We start from the raw sequence: 14,114 nt of genomic DNA, 5'->3' as shown, positions 1-14,114 counted from the left end.
TGGATGGTCGGTGCGGGTGGCGCCGTCGGCGCCGGCGCGGGCTGGCCGCGCTCAGCTCACCAGGAGCTCTTGGAAACGCCAGGCAGCTCGCCGTTGTGCGCCATCTCGCGCAGGCACACCCGGCACAGGCCGAACTTGCGGTACACCGAATGCGGGCGGCCGCAACGGTTGCAGCGGGTGTAGGCCCGCACGGCGAACTTCGGCTTGCGCTTGGACTTGTTGATCAGGGCGGTCTTGGCCATGGATCAGTTCTCCTTGAACGGGAAGCCCAGGTGCCTCAACAGCGCCCGGCCCTCGTCATCGTTGGTGGCCGTGGTGACGACGGTGATGTCCATGCCGCGCGGCCGGTCGATCTTGTCGATGTCGATCTCGTGGAACATGCTCTGCTCGTTGAGGCCGAAGGTGTAGTTGCCGTTGCCGTCGAACTGCTTGGGCGACAAGCCGCGGAAGTCGCGGATACGCGGCAGCGCGATGGTCAGCAGCCGGTCGAGGAACTCCCACATCCGGTCGCCCCGCAGGGTGACCTTGGCGCCGATCGGCATGCCCTCGCGCAGCTTGAACTGCGCGATGGACTTGCGGGCCCGCTTCACCTCTGGCTTCTGCCCGGTGATGGTGGCCAGGTCGCGGACGGCGCCCTCGATCAGCTTGGCGTCGCGGGCGGCCTCGCCGACCCCCATGTTGACGACAACCTTGGTGACGCCGGGGATCTGCATGACGTTGGCGTAGTTGAACTCGCCGTTCAGCGCCGGCTTGATCTCGTCGGCGTAGCGGGTCTTCAGCCGCGGGACGATCTTCTCTTCGGTTGTTGCGTTTTCGGTGGCGGTGGTCATCACAGGTCCTTACCCGACCGACGCGAGGTCCGGACGCGCCGTCCGGACTCGTCGGTGCGCTTGCCGACTCGGGTCGCCTTGTTGTCGCCGTCGACGACCATCACGTTGGAGATGTGGATGGGGGCTTCCTGGGTGACGATGCCGCCCGACTTGGCCCCACGCTGGGTGGTGGACACCTTGGTGTGCTTGCGGATCCGGTTGACCCCCTCGACCAGCACCCGGCTGGTCTCCGGGTAGGCCTGGATCACCTTGCCCTTGGCGCCCTTGTCCTTGCCGGCGATGACCAGCACGGTGTCGCCCTTGCGAACCTTCATGCTCATCACAGCACCTCCGGAGCCAGCGAAATGATCTTCATGTAGCGCTTGTCCCGCAGCTCGCGGCCGACCGGCCCGAAGATGCGGGTACCGCGCGGGTCGCCGTCGTCGCGGATCAGCACGGCGGCGTTCTCGTCGAACTTGATGTAGCTGCCGTCCGGGCGGCGCCGCTCTTTGACGGTGCGCACGATGACGGCCTTGACCACGTCGCCCTTCTTGACGCCTGCGCCGGGCAGCGCGTCCTTGACGGTGGCGATGATCTTGTCTCCGATGCCCGCGTAGCGCCGGGAGCTACCGCCCAGCACGCGGATGCACAGGATCTCCTTGGCGCCGGTGTTGTCGGCGACCCGGAGACGCGACTCCTGCTGAATCACAGCAATCGTTCCTTGTCGGTCGTTGGGTCTGGTGCTGACTCGGCCCTGCCGTTGGACACACGAAAAGACAAGAGGAAGTACGAGAACTGCGCTCTCGCCTTTTCGCTCTTGTCCGCGGCGGACCGGGGCATTCGCGTCGGAAGCGATGCCGGCCGATCGGCCAGAACGTGTAGAACACTGCAGTGACGAGCCCTGGCAGGATTTCCGACCCCGCCAGGCCAGTAGCCGTGTCGTGCTTGCGCACGACAGACCGCCGTCAACTGTACCGATCGGTCGGCCGTTCCCCAAATCGCCCGGGTTCACTCACAGATGGACTCGTCCACGACGCCCGCCGGTCGGGTCGTTGACTCATCCGCGCGTGCCCGCGCCGGTACGGGCGTTCACTCATCTCAGGGTGGCCACCGGCACCGACCCGGCGGTGGTCGGCAACATGCCGATGTTGACCGCCACCTCACGGTGACGGTCAACATCGGTGTTGTCGAGTCGACGTGCGGCGGAGCGCCTCAGCGCTGCCGGTCGATGGGGGTGGTCTCCAGCTGCTGGACCGCGGGGGTGACGGTCGCGGCACCGTGGGTGCTGGCCTGCCGCTTGGCCAGCGTGTCGGCCAGCGCGAAGGCACCGCGGGTGGGCGCGGAGGTCTTGTTGTCGAAGTACTCCTGCGCCTGCAGTTTGGTGACGACATTGCCCTCACGGAAGTAGAAGGCACCCTCGCTGGTCCCGCGCCAGCTGGACTGCACCAGGTAGCCGTCGTTGATGTCGCTGTAGCCGCCGTTGGTCAGCGACGTCACCCGCATGTCCTCGTACGAGCCGTCGGCCTCGAGATCACCGAAATCGAGCTGATCCGACTTCAAGAATTCCAGGTGCCTGGTGAGAGCGGCGCTGGCGGCCGCGTCGTCGCGGTACGACCAGGTCCACTGCAGCACCTGATAGCCGTACGGCGGCTCGTTCGCGGGTTTCAGCTCGGCCATGTAGAAGGCGATGGCCGAACTGACCGCGCCCTCGCGCAACGGCTCGACCGAGAACACCGTGCCGGTGCGCGGCTGCGTGGCCTGAGCCGCCGGCATCTTCTTGATGGCTGCGGAAACCTCGGCGGCCTGCGCCGGATCGATCACCGACGCGCGCACGGCCCGCTGCGCCTCCGGCAGCGTCGCGAGGTCGGTGGTGAACACGTAGCTGCGCAGCACGTCGGCCATGGACCGGAAGGTGCTCGCCACCGCGGCCGGCACGGTTTGCTGGGCCGGCGCGGTCGATTCGGTCGGCGCCGGCATCGCGACGGCAGGCGCGGCAGCGCCGATCAGCGCCAGCAGACCCGCGCCGGCCGCGACAGTGGTGCGTCGGATGAAATTCATGATGCTCTCCCCGCGATGCGTTCTGGTTGACGTGTCGTTCGCTGCCGGTACGCGGCCCTGCGGTCGCGTTCCCCGGAACTGTTGATACGACGCTGCCCCCGCCGTGCGGTTCCGTCCAGATCTATCCAGCTCGCAGCTGCCGCCGGCCCCGGCGTCCGGTCAACCCGGTCGGGCCGGCTCCAGCTGCAGCCGCTGCCGGGACGTGAACTCCCTGACCCGGCCGTCGATCGGGTCGGTGAAGCGCAGGGTGTGGGCCAGCAGCTGCAGCGGTCGGCTGAAATCGTCCCGCGGGACGTCCAGCAGATCGGGGTAGAACGGGTCGTTCACAATGCCGATGCCAAGCCCGGCCAGATGCAGCCGCAGTTGGTGCGTCTTGCCGGTCTCAGGAGTCAGCCGGTAGAGCCCAACGCCGCCCGCTGCCGTGATCAGCTCGATCAGGGTGCTGGCGTTGGGCGGCACGCCCGGCACCTCGTAGGCCCGCAGCACCCCCCGCTCCTTGACGATGTGCGAGGTCACCGTTGTGGGCAGCCGCAGCTTCGGGGTGAAGCCGGCCACCGCTCGGTACTGCTTGTGCACCAGGCGATCCCTGAACAGATTCTGGTATGCGCCGCGGTAGCGGCGGTCGGCGGTGAGCAGCAGCACGCCAGCGGTGGCCCGGTCCAGCCGATGCGCCGGCACCAGTTCCGGCAGCTGGAGTTCACGGCGCAGCTGCACCACCACCGTCTGCTGAATGTGTTGCCCGCGCGGGATGGTGGCCAAGAAGTGCGGCTTGTCCACCACCACGATGCGCTCGTCCCGGTACAGCACCTCGGCGCGGAACGGCGCCTGCGGTTCGTCCGGCAGATCGCGGTGGAACCAGATCCGCAGTCCCGGTCGATAGGGCGCGTCGGCGGTGATCACCTGCCCGGCGTCGTCGACGTAGCGGCCCTCGGCGAACATGCCGTCGATCCGTTCGGCGGACACCTTGCCGCGCAGCAACGCGACCAGGTGGTCCCTGATGGTGCCGGCCGGTCCCCCGGCATCGTCCCTGGTACCGCCGACACCGTCAGCACCGCCGGTACCGGGCGTACCCTCGGCGCCGGCGCTCGCCGCGGCGCTGATCGCCGGCAGCCGAATCCTGGCCGGATCCAGCCCGAACCGTTGCGGCAGTGGCGGAGTGGCGGGCACGCCCCATGGTAGGCAGCAGCCGCCGCCCCGCCCTGCCGCGCCGCCGTGGCGCTCGCCCCAGGGTCCGACCCGCCGCTGGAGTCAGCGACGAAACCTGAATGAAACGTTGTTTTGGTTGAATCAGCGGATGGCGTTTCGTGGCGATACCGACGCTGGGTCGGGCTACTGGATCGCGACCAGGCCGGCCCCGTCGTGGTTACCGACGGGGCCGCAGCGGCCGCACCCCGGACAACCCGCGGGATCGTTCGGCCTGACCTGGTGGGACGGCGATCCGGCGCTGGCTCCGCGGCTGGTGGCCGTGGCCGACCGGCTGTCGGCGCTGGCCGCACACCCGACGCTGCCGGTGGTGTACGGCACCGCGGGCGAGGGCGACGACGGCACCGTGCACTGTTGGCGGGTGACCGGGCGCGGCCGGGTCGGCGAGTCGATGACGCTGCCCTCCGGCGGCGCCGAGCCCTGTCACCTCGCGGTCGCCGCGGACGGGCACTGGCTGCTGGTCGCCAACTACACCTCGGGCACGGTGGCGGCCATACCGCTGGACGAAACCGGTTGGCCCAGCGGCGATCCGGTGCTCACCCTGCTCGGCGGCGCCGGCAGCAACGCCGAGCCGGCACGGCAAAAGGCGCCGCACCCGCACCAGCTGACAACACTGTCCGACGGGCAGCTGCTAATCACCGATCTCGGTGCGGACCTGTTGCGGCGCATGCGGATCGACCCGTCCGGCCGGCTACTGCCCACCGGGCGGTGGGCGACCCCGCCCGGCGCCGGCCCACGGCATCTGGTGCTGCTGCCCGACCCGCAGCACCCCAGCACCGCCGTCGGCGTGCCCGCCGGTGCGGCCGGCACCGCCGGCACCACGGACGCCGCCGGCACCACCGGCACCTCCGTGACTACCGCAGCCGATGCCGCGGCCCATGCCGTTGTCGCCACCGGCGCCGAAGCCGGCGCCGCGAATCCGCTGCGGGTCGCCGTGTCCGCGGAGCTCTCCGGTGAGCTGCTGGTGGGAACCCTGGACGAAGCGCCGGCGCAGCTGCCGGAAGCCGGGTCCCAAGACTCGGCCGGAGCGACGGACCCGGCCGACGTCCCGGCCCGTCCGGCTCGTCCGGCCCGTCCGGCCCGTCCGGCCTGGGTGCGGCTGCCGGGAAGCGAGCGAACCGGCGCCGCGCTCAGCCGTTCGGAGCGCAACTATCCAGGCGACATCGCCGGTGCCGCAGGCACTCCCGGCCCTGTCTACTTCGCCAACCGCGGGCACGACACCATCTCGGTGTTCGCCGCGGACCCGGCACCGCGGCTGCTGGCCGAGGTGTCCAGCGGGGTCCGATGGCCGCAACACCTGTGCCCGCAGCCAGGGGTACTGCTGGTGGCTGGCTGGGACTCGGGGCAGCTCAGCATGCTGATGCTCGACGACGACGGACTGTCGGGACCGCAACCGCCGGCGCTGGTGGAGTGTCCCGGCGCTGCCTGGCTGCTGCCATGGCACGCTGATCGCGGGGGCCGGCCGTCACCTACCGAACAGCGAGACCGATGATGACTGCACCACCATCCCCTGCCGCCGGAGCGACCCTCAGTCGCCGTTCAGCGCTGCGCTGGGCCGGGTTGGCCGGGCTGGCCGGCACCGCCGCGGTCGGCGGCCTCGGCACGTTGACCGGGTGCACAGTGGAACCGGAATGGACCGGCACCCTCAACCTGCTCACCTGGGACTTCCAGCCACAGACCATCCAGTCGCTGGTGTCGCAGTGGAGCGCGCAGTCGACGGTGCCGGTCGAGGTGAATGTGTTGCCGTCGTTGGGATATGGCGCAGCACTGCAGACCAGGCTGCGCGGCGGCGACATCCCACACGTCTACTACAACTACTCGTACAACAGCCGGAAATTCGTGCAGGAGGAATGGGCAGCCGACCTGGCCGGGCAACCGCAGATCGACCAGCTGCTCGACGAGCTGTATCCATCGGCGCGGGAGCGGCACGTGACTGCGAGCGGGCAGGTGCTGTCGGTCCCGTACTTCTCCGCCGTCCACATGCTGATGTACAACGCGGAGCTGCTGCGCCAACACGGTTTTGCCGACCCGCCCGTCGGACTGGAGCAGACCTACCGACAGTGCAAGGCCCTCAAGTCCGCGGGCCAGCCCACCCCCTACGTGTCGTACTGGGTCAAGGAGTACTGCGAGGAGTTCCTGATCCGGTACCTGCTCAGCGAGGGGGTGGTGCCGTTCAACGATGCCGGCGACCCGGTGTTCGCCGACGACCCGACGTCGGAGGACGTGCTGGCCTGGTGGCAGAGCATGTATCGCGAGGGCCTCACCCCGACCTCGGCGCTGACCGACGACCCGGCCAAGAGCGCCGGCCTGATGGCGAACGGCGAGGCGAGTTTCTTTGCGCTGCACCACTATTTCCTGTCCACGGTGCGGCAGTTGGACGGTCCGCAGGCGCAGCATGTGCAGTTGGCGATGGGCGCCGTGCAGACCCTGCAGATCGGCGAGGTACTGCAGATGGGGGCGGTGTCGCAGCCGCCGGCCCGCACCGACGCGTGGGCGTTGATGCGCTACTACGGCTGGAAGGACGCGGCCGGCAAGTTCACCGTTTCGACGCAGTGGGCCAAGGCTGCGGGGTTGGCGGCCCCCTACCGCGGGTTCTTCACCGATCCCGCTGTGCAACAGGCATATCCGGACTATTACGACCTGACGTTGCTGGATCGCACCTTTGCCTCGGGCTCACAAGTGGTGCCGGCCCGCACCGAGACCTGGTACCCGGGATTCCAGGCCAAGGTGGGCGATCTGGTGCACGGGTTGCTGCTCGGGCAGAACTCTCCCCGCCAGTGCGTGGCCGATCTGGCCGACGCGGCGCGGGCTACTCGAAAGGACGGTGGCCTGTGAGTCCCACCGCTACCGGGACCATGGCGCCCACCGGGCGACCGGCCGCCGGCTCAGGCAACCGGCCCGGCGACACCGACCGGAACCATCCTGCGGCCAGGTCCCGGCGCCGGTTCGGCCTGCTGATGACGTCACCGGCCATCGTCATCCTGGCCGCGCTGATGGTGATTCCCACGGTGATCACCGTGGTGTACAGCGTATTTCGCCCGCCGGCGTCGGGTCGGCACCTCGGACCGTTTGTCGGTCTCAGCAACTACGGCACCGTGCTGTCCAGCGAGGTGTTCTGGAAATCGGCGCTTACCACGCTGCTGTTCTCGATCGGCTTCGTTGTCGGTTCGACGGTGCTCGGGCTGGCCATCGCGGTGCTGCTGAACCAGCGTTTCGTCGGCCGCGGGCTGTGCCGCACGCTGCTCATCATTCCGTGGGCGATGCCGTGGCTGGTGCTCGGTATCCTCTGGCGCTGGTTCGCCGACGGCGACGTCGGGGGCCTGAACGTGCTGCTCACCGGCATCGGTCTGCAGGACGGCCAACGCGACTACCTGGCGGACCCGACGTCGGCGCTGATTCTGGTGACGGTGGCATCGATCTGGCGGCAGGCCAGCTTCGCCGGCATTCTCTTCCTGGCCGGCCTGCAGACCATGCCGACCGACATGGCCGAGGCCGCGCAGCTGGACGGAGCCGGTGTCTGGCAACGCTTTCGCTACCTGACCCTGCCGTGGCTGCGCCCGGTCACCGCCACCGTGACGGTGCTGAACGTGATCTACGCCTTTCTCAGCTTCGACGTGATCTTTGCGATGACGCAGGGCGGCCCCGGCGATGCCACCCAGGTGTTGAGCATCGTGGTGTACCGACAGTTGTTCGTGGTGACCAACATCGGGCTGGGCTCGGCACTGGCTGTGGTGTTGGCGGTGCTGGCGCTGCTCGGCGGGCTGCTGACGGTTCGGCTGGTGGCCCGCTCAGACAACGGCGCGGTGACCCGATGACGACCAGGACCCCGGCGCCCAGCAGCACCGGCACCGCCCCAGCCGCAACCACCGCCGGCGCACCGACCAAGCGGCGGGTGCGCAGCAATCCCGGCCGCCGCCGCCCGTGGCCGCTGACCGTGCTGATCTACCTGTGTGCGTTGCTGTTTGCCGGCTGGGTGCTGATCCCGGTGTGGTTCTTGGTGGTGTCCGCGTTGACCCCCGCCTCCAGCACCGGCGGGTTCAGCTTCGTGCCGAAGGCGGTCACTGTTGACAACTTCAGCGCGCTGTTGTCGGGCCGCACCGAGGGCACCTCTTTCGGCTCGGAGAGCGGATCGTCGCGACTGGTCGCCGCCATCGGCAACAGCCTGCTGGTGGCCGTTGTTGTGGTGATCGTCAACCTGGTGGTGGCAGGCGTTGCCGCCTACGCGATGTCGCGGTACCCGTTCCGGGGGTCGCGCGCGTTCCAGACCTCGATCATCGTCAGCCGGGTGGTGCCCGCCATCGCCGTTGTCGGGCCGATCTTCGCCGCGATGCGCATCCTGCGGTTGTTGGACACCCCGTGGGCGCTGGTGATCAGTTACAACGTCATCACCCTGCCGCTGGCCATTCTCATCCTGAAGAACTACTTCGACCAGCTGCCGATCGAGGTGGAGGAGGCCGCCAGGATCGACGGGGCGGGGCGCATCCAGACGTTGCTGCTGGTGGTGGCGCCGCTGGCCCGGCCCGGATTGGTGGCCGCCGGCGTGCTGGTCTTTCTTGAGGCCTGGAGCGAGTTCTTCTACGCGCTGGTGCTGACCGATCAGCTCACCGTTCCGCCGTTGCTGGTCGGATTCCAGTCGGTGCAGGCGTTCTCGTGGAACTCGCTGGCTGCCGCAACCGTGCTGGCGCTGCTGCCACCGGTGGTACTGGTGTTGATCTTCCAGCGCTACGTTGTCGGCGCCCTGGCCTCCGGCTATGACAAGTAGCGCCCGGTGCCACGGCACCGCCGCCCGTCAAGGACGCGTCCGGAGCGGCGTGACGAGACAGCGTGACGACACAACCGTGACGAGACAACCGTGACAGACCCATGCGTGCCGACCACCCCGCTGACGGCGGCGGTGCTGTCCGCCGGCGGCTGGTCGCAGACCGCGCACCTGCCGGCGCTGCTGAGCGACCCGGGGTGCCAGGTGGTGGCGGTCTCCTCCCCCGATCCGGTTGCGCGGCAACGCATCGGGCAACTGCCAGGGATGCCGCCACCGGTGGCCGACTGGCGGGCAGCGCTGGCGAGAGAACCCGATGTCGTTGTGGTGTCGAGTCCGCCGGCCGCGCACCTGGACATGGCGACGGCGGCGCTCCGCCGGGGTGCGGACGTGTTGGTGGAGAAGCCATTCGCCCCGAACGCCGCGCAGGCGGCGGCGCTGCGGGACACCGCCGCCGCAGCCGGGCGGCGGCTGCTGGTCGGCTTCGGCTGGCCCGCTACCCCACTGTTCGCCGCCGCCGGTGAGCTGCTGGCGTCCGGGCGGCTCGGGCGCATCGAGCAGTTGGTGTGCCACCTGGCGGTGGGCATCGGCGAGCTGTTGTCCACCGGGCCGGCCACCTACACCGACCCGGAGATTTCCGCGGGCGGCACGCTGGCGGTATCGATGTCGCACCAGCTCGGGATGATCGACTGGCTGCTCGGCGGAATTGACGCCGAAACCGTTGCAGCGCAGACCTTCCCACCCCCGGAACCAGCTCCCGGCGCGGCGGTGCGGCCCTGGATCGACCGGCACGCCGCCCTCACGCTGACCCGCGCCGACGGCGGCCAGCTGGTGCTCACCAGCTCGGCCACCCTGCCGGACCGGCCGGCCCCGCACTGGCGGCTGGACATCGCCGGGTCGTCCGGTCAGCTGTCACTCGACTCCGGCCCGCTGACCGGCCCCAGCCCGGCCACCGCATCCCGCGCGGCCACCCCGGCTGACGCCGGCACCCCCGGACCCGCCGACTCCGGCACCGCCGACACCGCGGCAACCACGGACGGCTGGCTCGGCGAGTTGCGCTCCGCGGTCCGGCCGGTCGGGTCGGTCCGGCCGGTCCGGCCACAAGCGTCGCCCCAGGTGCAGCCGCACGCGCAGAACGCGGTGCAGCGGCACCAGCGGCCCGACGTCCGGGACGAACCGCCGCCGGTGGTGCACCAGCAGTGGCTGCCGTCCGCGTACGACCCGACGGTGCCCACCCTTGCGCTGCTGCGGGCCGCCCGCGGCGCCCCCGTCCCGGATTATCTGGACGCCGACCGGGCCGTCACCGTGTGCGCGCTCACCGACGCCGCCTACCGCAGCGCTGCCACCGGCGGCCGGCCGGTCCGTCCCTGAGCCGCATCGACATCACAACTGATCCCGATGAATCCCCCACCAGGGCCGAGCCGGATCTGCGCTGCCGTCGGTACTGTCGGTTGACATGACCACAGTCGCGCCGGGCCGGAGCCGGGATCGGGCCGCGAGTGTGCGGCTGCTCGGCGGGGTGACCACGACGGCCGCGGTGCTGGCCGCGGCCCTGCTGGCCGGCCTCGACCTGCTGCTCGGCCTGCCGCCGGGAGTCGGCAGCACCATCTCGGCCTACGTCTTCACCGACGGCGAGTGGGCATTCCAACTGGCGATCGCGGCGCTGATCATCGGCTGCGCGGCCCTGGTGGCCGGGGTGATCCGAGCCCGGTTGGCGACCGCTCGGTCGTTCGGCACCGTGCTGCTGCTGATCGCCGGCATCTCGCTGGTGGTGCTGCTGGTGTTCCCGAAGACGGATTGGTCGCAGGGCGACAGCTGGCACGGTCAGCTGCATCGGTTGGCCAGCCTTGTCGCCTTCATCGGTGCACCGCTTGGCATCATCGCGCTCGCCGCCAGGCGCAGGGCCGGCGAGAGCGCCGCCGCAACCGCGCTGCGCCGGGCCGCGCTGACGCTGGCCGTTGTCGCGCTGTTGTGGTTGGCGCCGTTGGTGTTTGCCGCCGCCCGGATGGTCTTCGGCGGGCCGCCGTGGTGGCACGCGGTGCCGTTGGGCCTGATGGAACGCGGCATCGTCTTCTCCGAGATCGCCGCGACCGCGGCGATGGGGCTGTGGCTGGTGGCGAGCACCGGCGCCAGGTCGGCGGCCAAGCGGCTGGCCGGGCCGGCGGCGGCCACCGCGCCCGCGCGTCCCTGATCGCTGCCGGGTCGGCTCAGCTCAACTCGGCTCGGTGTCGGTGCCGGCGGCGGGGCCGGCACCCCCGGCGGTGGCAGTCACCTGGAGTACCCGGAAGCCCTTGCGGGACGCGAGCTTTTCCACCAGGTAGCCCTGCCGGGACAACCAGCCGGCCAGCGAGTCGGCGCCGAGATTGCGGTTCACCACCAGGTCAGCATCGCCGTCTCGGGTCAGCCGTGGCAGCCAGCCGGCGAGGATGTCGTGCAGCGCCTGCTTGCCCACCCGGATCGGCGGATTCGACATGATCCGGTCGAAGCGCACATCCGCCGGCACGTCCTCGGGGCGGCTCGCCCGCACGTTGTCGAGCCCGAGCTCGGCGGCGTTGGCCGCGGTCAGCTCCAGCGCCCTGTCGTTCACGTCGACCGCCCAGACCGTCGCGCCCGGCGTCTGCAGTGCCATCCAGAGCGCGATCGGACCGTAGCCGCAGCCGAGGTCGAGCAGGTTGCCGGCGCCCGGTGGCGGCAACTGCGCATCGGCGACGTCCAGCAGTACCGCCGTGCCCTGGTCCAGCCGGCGCCCGGAGAACACACCGTCAGCGGTGTGCAGGGTGACCGGCCGGCCGGCGAGCTCGATGCTGATCGTCGACGCCTGCGCCGGACCGTCTGGCGTGTTGAAGTAGTGCTGGGTCATGACGCCATCCAACCGGTCCGTGGCATCGACTCGACTCCCGGGGAGCGGGTCAGCCGGCCCAGCGCACACCGGTGCGCCTCGTCCAGGACGGGAGCGTAGCCGCCCGGGGCGCCGGGCACGGGGAATATCTCATCCGGTGAAGTTCTTGAACCTGGCATGAAGATTGAAGTCTGGTCAGACGTCGCCTGCCCGTTCTGCTACATCGGTGAGCGCCACCTGGAGCTGGCGCTCGAGTCGTTCGCGCACCGCGACCAGGTGCAGGTGGTGCCGCGCAGCTTCGAGCTGGACCCGGCCGCTGAGCCGGGCGTGCACAAGCGGATGGACGAGGCGCTGGCGGCGAAGTTCGGCACCAGCACCGCGCAGGTCGCTGCCATGCAGCGCGGGATCGCCGACAAGGCGCATGCGGTCGGCCTCGACTTCGACACCACGAACGCCAGCACTGCCAACACTTTTGATGCTCATCGGCTGGTGCATCTGGCCGAGCAACAGGGCAAGGGCAAGCAGCTGTTGTTCGCGCTGATGCGCGGTTATTTCGCCAACGGGCTGAAGGCCGGCGACCACGACGCGCTGACCGCGGTGGCCGTCGATGTCGGCCTCGACGAAGCCAGGGTGAAGCAGGTGCTGGCCGGCGACGAGTTCGCCGCCGATGTCCGGGCGGACGAGCAGACCGCCGGCACCCTCGGCATCACCGGTGTGCCGTTCTTCCTGATCGACGGCAAGTACGCGGTCTCCGGTGCCCAGCCGGTGGCGGCGTTCGAGTCTGCGCTCGACCAGGTGTGGGCCGCCGAGCACCCGATCCAGATGGTCGGTGATGCCGGCGCCGGCGCGGTCTGCACCGACGACAGCTGCGCGGTCCCGGGCGCGACCACCACCGAATCGGGCGCAACGGCCGACTCGGCCGGCGGGCCGGGCAGCACCGCGACGCCCGCCGCCGGGCAGCGCAGCTAACCGACGGCCGCCCGCACCGGGCCGATCACCTCGGCGCCGAACCGGTCGATCACCTCGCCGCTGATGGCGCCGGTCTCGTCCAGCACCGCCATGTTGAAGCCGGCGACGCCGTACCCGGTGACGGCGCCGGTGAGTTCGGTGACCCACTGCCTGGCCGAGCCGCCGGCAAAGCGCCCGTCGGGGCCACGAGTAGTGGGCAGGTCCGCCGCGGTGAGCACCGGCGCACCGAGGTTGATCACGCTGATCACCTCCGCCGGGTCGCGACCGGCGGAGGTCGCGGCGGCATCGATCCGCCGGCGTCCTTCCCGGAACTTCTCGGTGGTCCAGTCGGCCCCGTTCGGTGGGATCCACCCGTCAGCCAGCCGCCCGGTGACGGCCAGCGACCTCGGCCCGCCGGCGCCGGTCCAGATCGGAGCGGTCGGCACCGCCGACGGCGCCAGGTGATCGGCGCGGTAGAAGCTGCCGGCGAAGTCCAGCGAACGCCCAGGCCCACCCGTCATTCCGCGGATCACCTCGATGGCCTCGGCGAAGGCGTCCACCGCCTGGCGCGGCGAGAGCGGTTGCACCCCCATCCTGGTGATCTGTTCCCAGAATCCGCCTGACCCGAGACCGAGCGCGAACCTGCCGCCGGACAACGACGTCAGCGACGCGACCGTCCTGGCCAGCATCGGCGCCGGCCGCAGTGGCAGGTTGGTCACCCCGACGTAGCCGCTGATCCGCTCGGTGCGACCGAGCAGGAACGGCACCGCAGCGTAGGGCTCGAAAGACTGTGCGCCGTAAGGGTGATCGGTCATCGAGAAGAGGTCGAAGCCGGCCGCCTCAGCGGCCCGCACCACCGCCTCGGCGGCGGCGCCCTGGCCGAACGGCACGTTTGCCGCGAAGGAGAACAGCGGCCTACTCGACAGGCTCACGGCGGGCCCACCTACCCTCGGATGAGCGGCAACCCCATCAACTGTCGATCAGTCGACGCAGGGTGGCGCAGTCGGCCTCGTCCAGGTCGGCGATCACCGGTGCTGCATCGAGCATGGCCGGGACCAACCTGGCGCGCAACCGGCGCCCGGCCGTGGTGAGCGACAACTGCCGTACCCTGCGGTCGTCGGGATCGGGTTCCCGGGTGATCAGCCCCAGCTGCTCCAGTTGGTCGGCCAGCGCCGTCAGGTGCGACGGCTCGCACGCAGTCAACTCAGCCGCCAGCTGCATCCGCAACGGCTGTTCCAGGGTGATCACCAGCCGGGCCTGCGGTGCGCTGAGGTCGTACTCCCGCGCCACCTGTTCGACGTGCCGGCGCAGCCGGATCGCCACCCGCAACAGCTCGTCGAACGCCGCCAGCCGTACCGAGCGGTCCGCGGCCGGTCCGGCCGCGGCACCTGCCTGACCCGCGACGTGGCCGGTGCTGTTGTGCCCCCCGGACGACCGGGCTCGGCGTTGTTCGCTCATGCCACCCTCCTGACCTTGCGCTGTCCTTGCACTGCTCTTGGCT

At 70.2% G+C, this 14,114-nt stretch carries 16 protein-coding genes; 7 read left to right on the top strand and 9 right to left on the bottom strand.

Annotation, left to right across the window (positions count from 1 at the left end; translation table 11 throughout):
* Nucleotides 1-56 precede the first annotated feature (56 nt).
* From HKD39_RS05690 to HKD39_RS05665, 6 genes are all read right to left on the bottom strand, one after another.
* Nucleotides 57-242, bottom strand: a complete 186-nt coding sequence (locus tag HKD39_RS05690) for a type Z 30S ribosomal protein S14 (RefSeq protein ID WP_171198820.1) — start codon at nucleotides 240-242, stop codon at nucleotides 57-59.
* Between the two features lie 3 nt (nucleotides 243-245).
* Nucleotides 246-830, bottom strand: coding sequence for a 50S ribosomal protein L5 (gene rplE / locus HKD39_RS05685; protein WP_171198819.1), 585 nt, complete (start codon nucleotides 828-830; stop codon nucleotides 246-248).
* Nucleotides 830-1,144 (bottom strand): 50S ribosomal protein L24, encoded by a 315-nt coding sequence (rplX, locus tag HKD39_RS05680; RefSeq protein WP_171198996.1) that lies wholly within the window; start codon nucleotides 1,142-1,144, stop codon nucleotides 830-832. Before rplX ends, rplE begins: the two co-directional genes overlap by 1 nt.
* Nucleotides 1,145-1,149: 5 nt before the next feature.
* The gene (gene rplN, locus HKD39_RS05675; RefSeq protein ID WP_171198818.1) at nucleotides 1,150-1,518 is read right to left on the bottom strand and encodes a 50S ribosomal protein L14; all 369 of its coding nucleotides are present in this window, start codon (nucleotides 1,516-1,518) and stop codon (nucleotides 1,150-1,152) included.
* 503 nt (nucleotides 1,519-2,021) lie between these two features.
* Nucleotides 2,022-2,867 carry a hypothetical protein gene (locus HKD39_RS05670; protein ID WP_171198817.1) on the bottom strand — a complete coding sequence of 282 codons (846 nt, stop codon included), beginning with the start codon at nucleotides 2,865-2,867 and terminating at the stop codon, nucleotides 2,022-2,024.
* Nucleotides 2,868-3,026: 159 nt separating this feature from the next.
* On the bottom strand, nucleotides 3,027-4,034 hold the full coding sequence (locus HKD39_RS05665) for a pseudouridine synthase (protein ID WP_212754017.1): 1,008 nt from the start codon (nucleotides 4,032-4,034) through the stop codon (nucleotides 3,027-3,029).
* A 127-nt stretch (nucleotides 4,035-4,161) separates the two neighbouring features.
* Here HKD39_RS05665 and HKD39_RS05660 point away from each other — a divergent pair, with 127 nt between their 5' ends.
* The 6 genes from HKD39_RS05660 (at nucleotide 4,162) to HKD39_RS05635 (ending at nucleotide 11,017) form a co-directional block, all read left to right on the top strand.
* Nucleotides 4,162-5,562 (top strand): lactonase family protein, encoded by a 1,401-nt coding sequence (locus tag HKD39_RS05660; protein ID WP_171198816.1) that lies wholly within the window; start codon nucleotides 4,162-4,164, stop codon nucleotides 5,560-5,562.
* The gene (locus HKD39_RS05655) at nucleotides 5,562-6,905 is read left to right on the top strand and encodes an ABC transporter substrate-binding protein (RefSeq protein ID WP_171198815.1); all 1,344 of its coding nucleotides are present in this window, start codon (nucleotides 5,562-5,564) and stop codon (nucleotides 6,903-6,905) included. Before HKD39_RS05660 ends, HKD39_RS05655 begins: the two co-directional genes overlap by 1 nt.
* Entirely contained in the window at nucleotides 6,902-7,885 is a 984-nt protein-coding gene (locus HKD39_RS05650) for a carbohydrate ABC transporter permease (protein ID WP_212754015.1), read from the top strand. The genes HKD39_RS05655 and HKD39_RS05650 overlap by 4 nt, the downstream gene beginning before the upstream one ends.
* A complete protein-coding gene (locus tag HKD39_RS05645; RefSeq protein ID WP_171198814.1) occupies nucleotides 7,882-8,832 on the top strand; it encodes a carbohydrate ABC transporter permease in 951 nt (316 codons plus the stop codon). Before HKD39_RS05650 ends, HKD39_RS05645 begins: the two co-directional genes overlap by 4 nt.
* Before the next feature lie 90 nt (nucleotides 8,833-8,922).
* Nucleotides 8,923-10,197: a Gfo/Idh/MocA family oxidoreductase gene (locus tag HKD39_RS05640; protein WP_171198813.1), complete on the top strand. Its 1,275-nt coding sequence runs from the start codon at nucleotides 8,923-8,925 to the stop codon at nucleotides 10,195-10,197.
* Nucleotides 10,198-10,282: 85 nt separating this feature from the next.
* Nucleotides 10,283-11,017, top strand: coding sequence for a DUF998 domain-containing protein (locus HKD39_RS05635; RefSeq protein WP_171198812.1), 735 nt, complete (start codon nucleotides 10,283-10,285; stop codon nucleotides 11,015-11,017).
* A 21-nt stretch (nucleotides 11,018-11,038) separates the two neighbouring features.
* Here the strand turns inward: HKD39_RS05635 and HKD39_RS05630 are convergent, their stop codons facing one another.
* Complete coding sequence (locus tag HKD39_RS05630) at nucleotides 11,039-11,686, bottom strand: class I SAM-dependent methyltransferase (RefSeq protein ID WP_171198811.1); 648 nt, start codon at nucleotides 11,684-11,686, stop codon at nucleotides 11,039-11,041.
* 156 nt (nucleotides 11,687-11,842) lie between these two features.
* Between HKD39_RS05630 and HKD39_RS05625 the strand changes: the two genes are divergently transcribed.
* On the top strand, nucleotides 11,843-12,634 hold the full coding sequence (locus HKD39_RS05625; RefSeq protein ID WP_171198810.1) for a DsbA family oxidoreductase: 792 nt from the start codon (nucleotides 11,843-11,845) through the stop codon (nucleotides 12,632-12,634).
* Here the strand turns inward: HKD39_RS05625 and HKD39_RS05620 are convergent.
* Both HKD39_RS05620 and HKD39_RS05615 read right to left on the bottom strand, forming a co-directional pair.
* The gene (locus tag HKD39_RS05620; protein WP_171198809.1) at nucleotides 12,631-13,545 is read right to left on the bottom strand and encodes an LLM class flavin-dependent oxidoreductase; all 915 of its coding nucleotides are present in this window, start codon (nucleotides 13,543-13,545) and stop codon (nucleotides 12,631-12,633) included. The two genes, HKD39_RS05625 and HKD39_RS05620, sit on opposite strands and share 4 nt — an antisense overlap.
* 37 nt (nucleotides 13,546-13,582) lie before the next feature.
* Nucleotides 13,583-14,071, bottom strand: a complete 489-nt coding sequence (locus tag HKD39_RS05615; RefSeq protein WP_171198808.1) for a MarR family winged helix-turn-helix transcriptional regulator — start codon at nucleotides 14,069-14,071, stop codon at nucleotides 13,583-13,585.
* Between the last annotated feature and the right edge of the window lie 43 nt (nucleotides 14,072-14,114).

Source organism: Nakamurella aerolata (assembly GCF_013002705.1).
GTDB classification, from domain to species: domain Bacteria; phylum Actinomycetota; class Actinomycetes; order Mycobacteriales; family Nakamurellaceae; genus Nakamurella; species Nakamurella aerolata.
This window is presented reverse-complemented; position numbering and strand designations above follow the sequence as displayed.

What these genes read in the sequence shown, in the direction of transcription:
- HKD39_RS05690 (WP_171198820.1), bottom strand. Translation starts at nt 242, where the DNA reads ATGGCCAAGACCGCCCTGATCAACAAGTCCAAGCGCAAGCCGAAGTTC.
- rplE (WP_171198819.1), bottom strand. Translation starts at nt 830, where the DNA reads ATGACCACCGCCACCGAAAACGCAACAACCGAAGAGAAGATCGTCCCG.
- rplX (WP_171198996.1), bottom strand. Translation starts at nt 1,144, where the DNA reads ATGAAGGTTCGCAAGGGCGACACCGTGCTGGTCATCGCCGGCAAGGAC.
- HKD39_RS05670 (WP_171198817.1), bottom strand. Translation starts at nt 2,867, where the DNA reads ATGAATTTCATCCGACGCACCACTGTCGCGGCCGGCGCGGGTCTGCTG.
- HKD39_RS05660 (WP_171198816.1), top strand. Translation starts at nt 4,162, where the DNA reads ATGGCGTTTCGTGGCGATACCGACGCTGGGTCGGGCTACTGGATCGCG.
- HKD39_RS05655 (WP_171198815.1), top strand. Translation starts at nt 5,562, where the DNA reads ATGACTGCACCACCATCCCCTGCCGCCGGAGCGACCCTCAGTCGCCGT.
- HKD39_RS05645 (WP_171198814.1), top strand. Translation starts at nt 7,882, where the DNA reads ATGACGACCAGGACCCCGGCGCCCAGCAGCACCGGCACCGCCCCAGCC.
- HKD39_RS05635 (WP_171198812.1), top strand. Translation starts at nt 10,283, where the DNA reads ATGACCACAGTCGCGCCGGGCCGGAGCCGGGATCGGGCCGCGAGTGTG.
- HKD39_RS05630 (WP_171198811.1), bottom strand. Translation starts at nt 11,686, where the DNA reads ATGACCCAGCACTACTTCAACACGCCAGACGGTCCGGCGCAGGCGTCG.
- HKD39_RS05625 (WP_171198810.1), top strand. Translation starts at nt 11,843, where the DNA reads ATGAAGATTGAAGTCTGGTCAGACGTCGCCTGCCCGTTCTGCTACATC.
- HKD39_RS05615 (WP_171198808.1), bottom strand. Translation starts at nt 14,071, where the DNA reads ATGAGCGAACAACGCCGAGCCCGGTCGTCCGGGGGGCACAACAGCACC.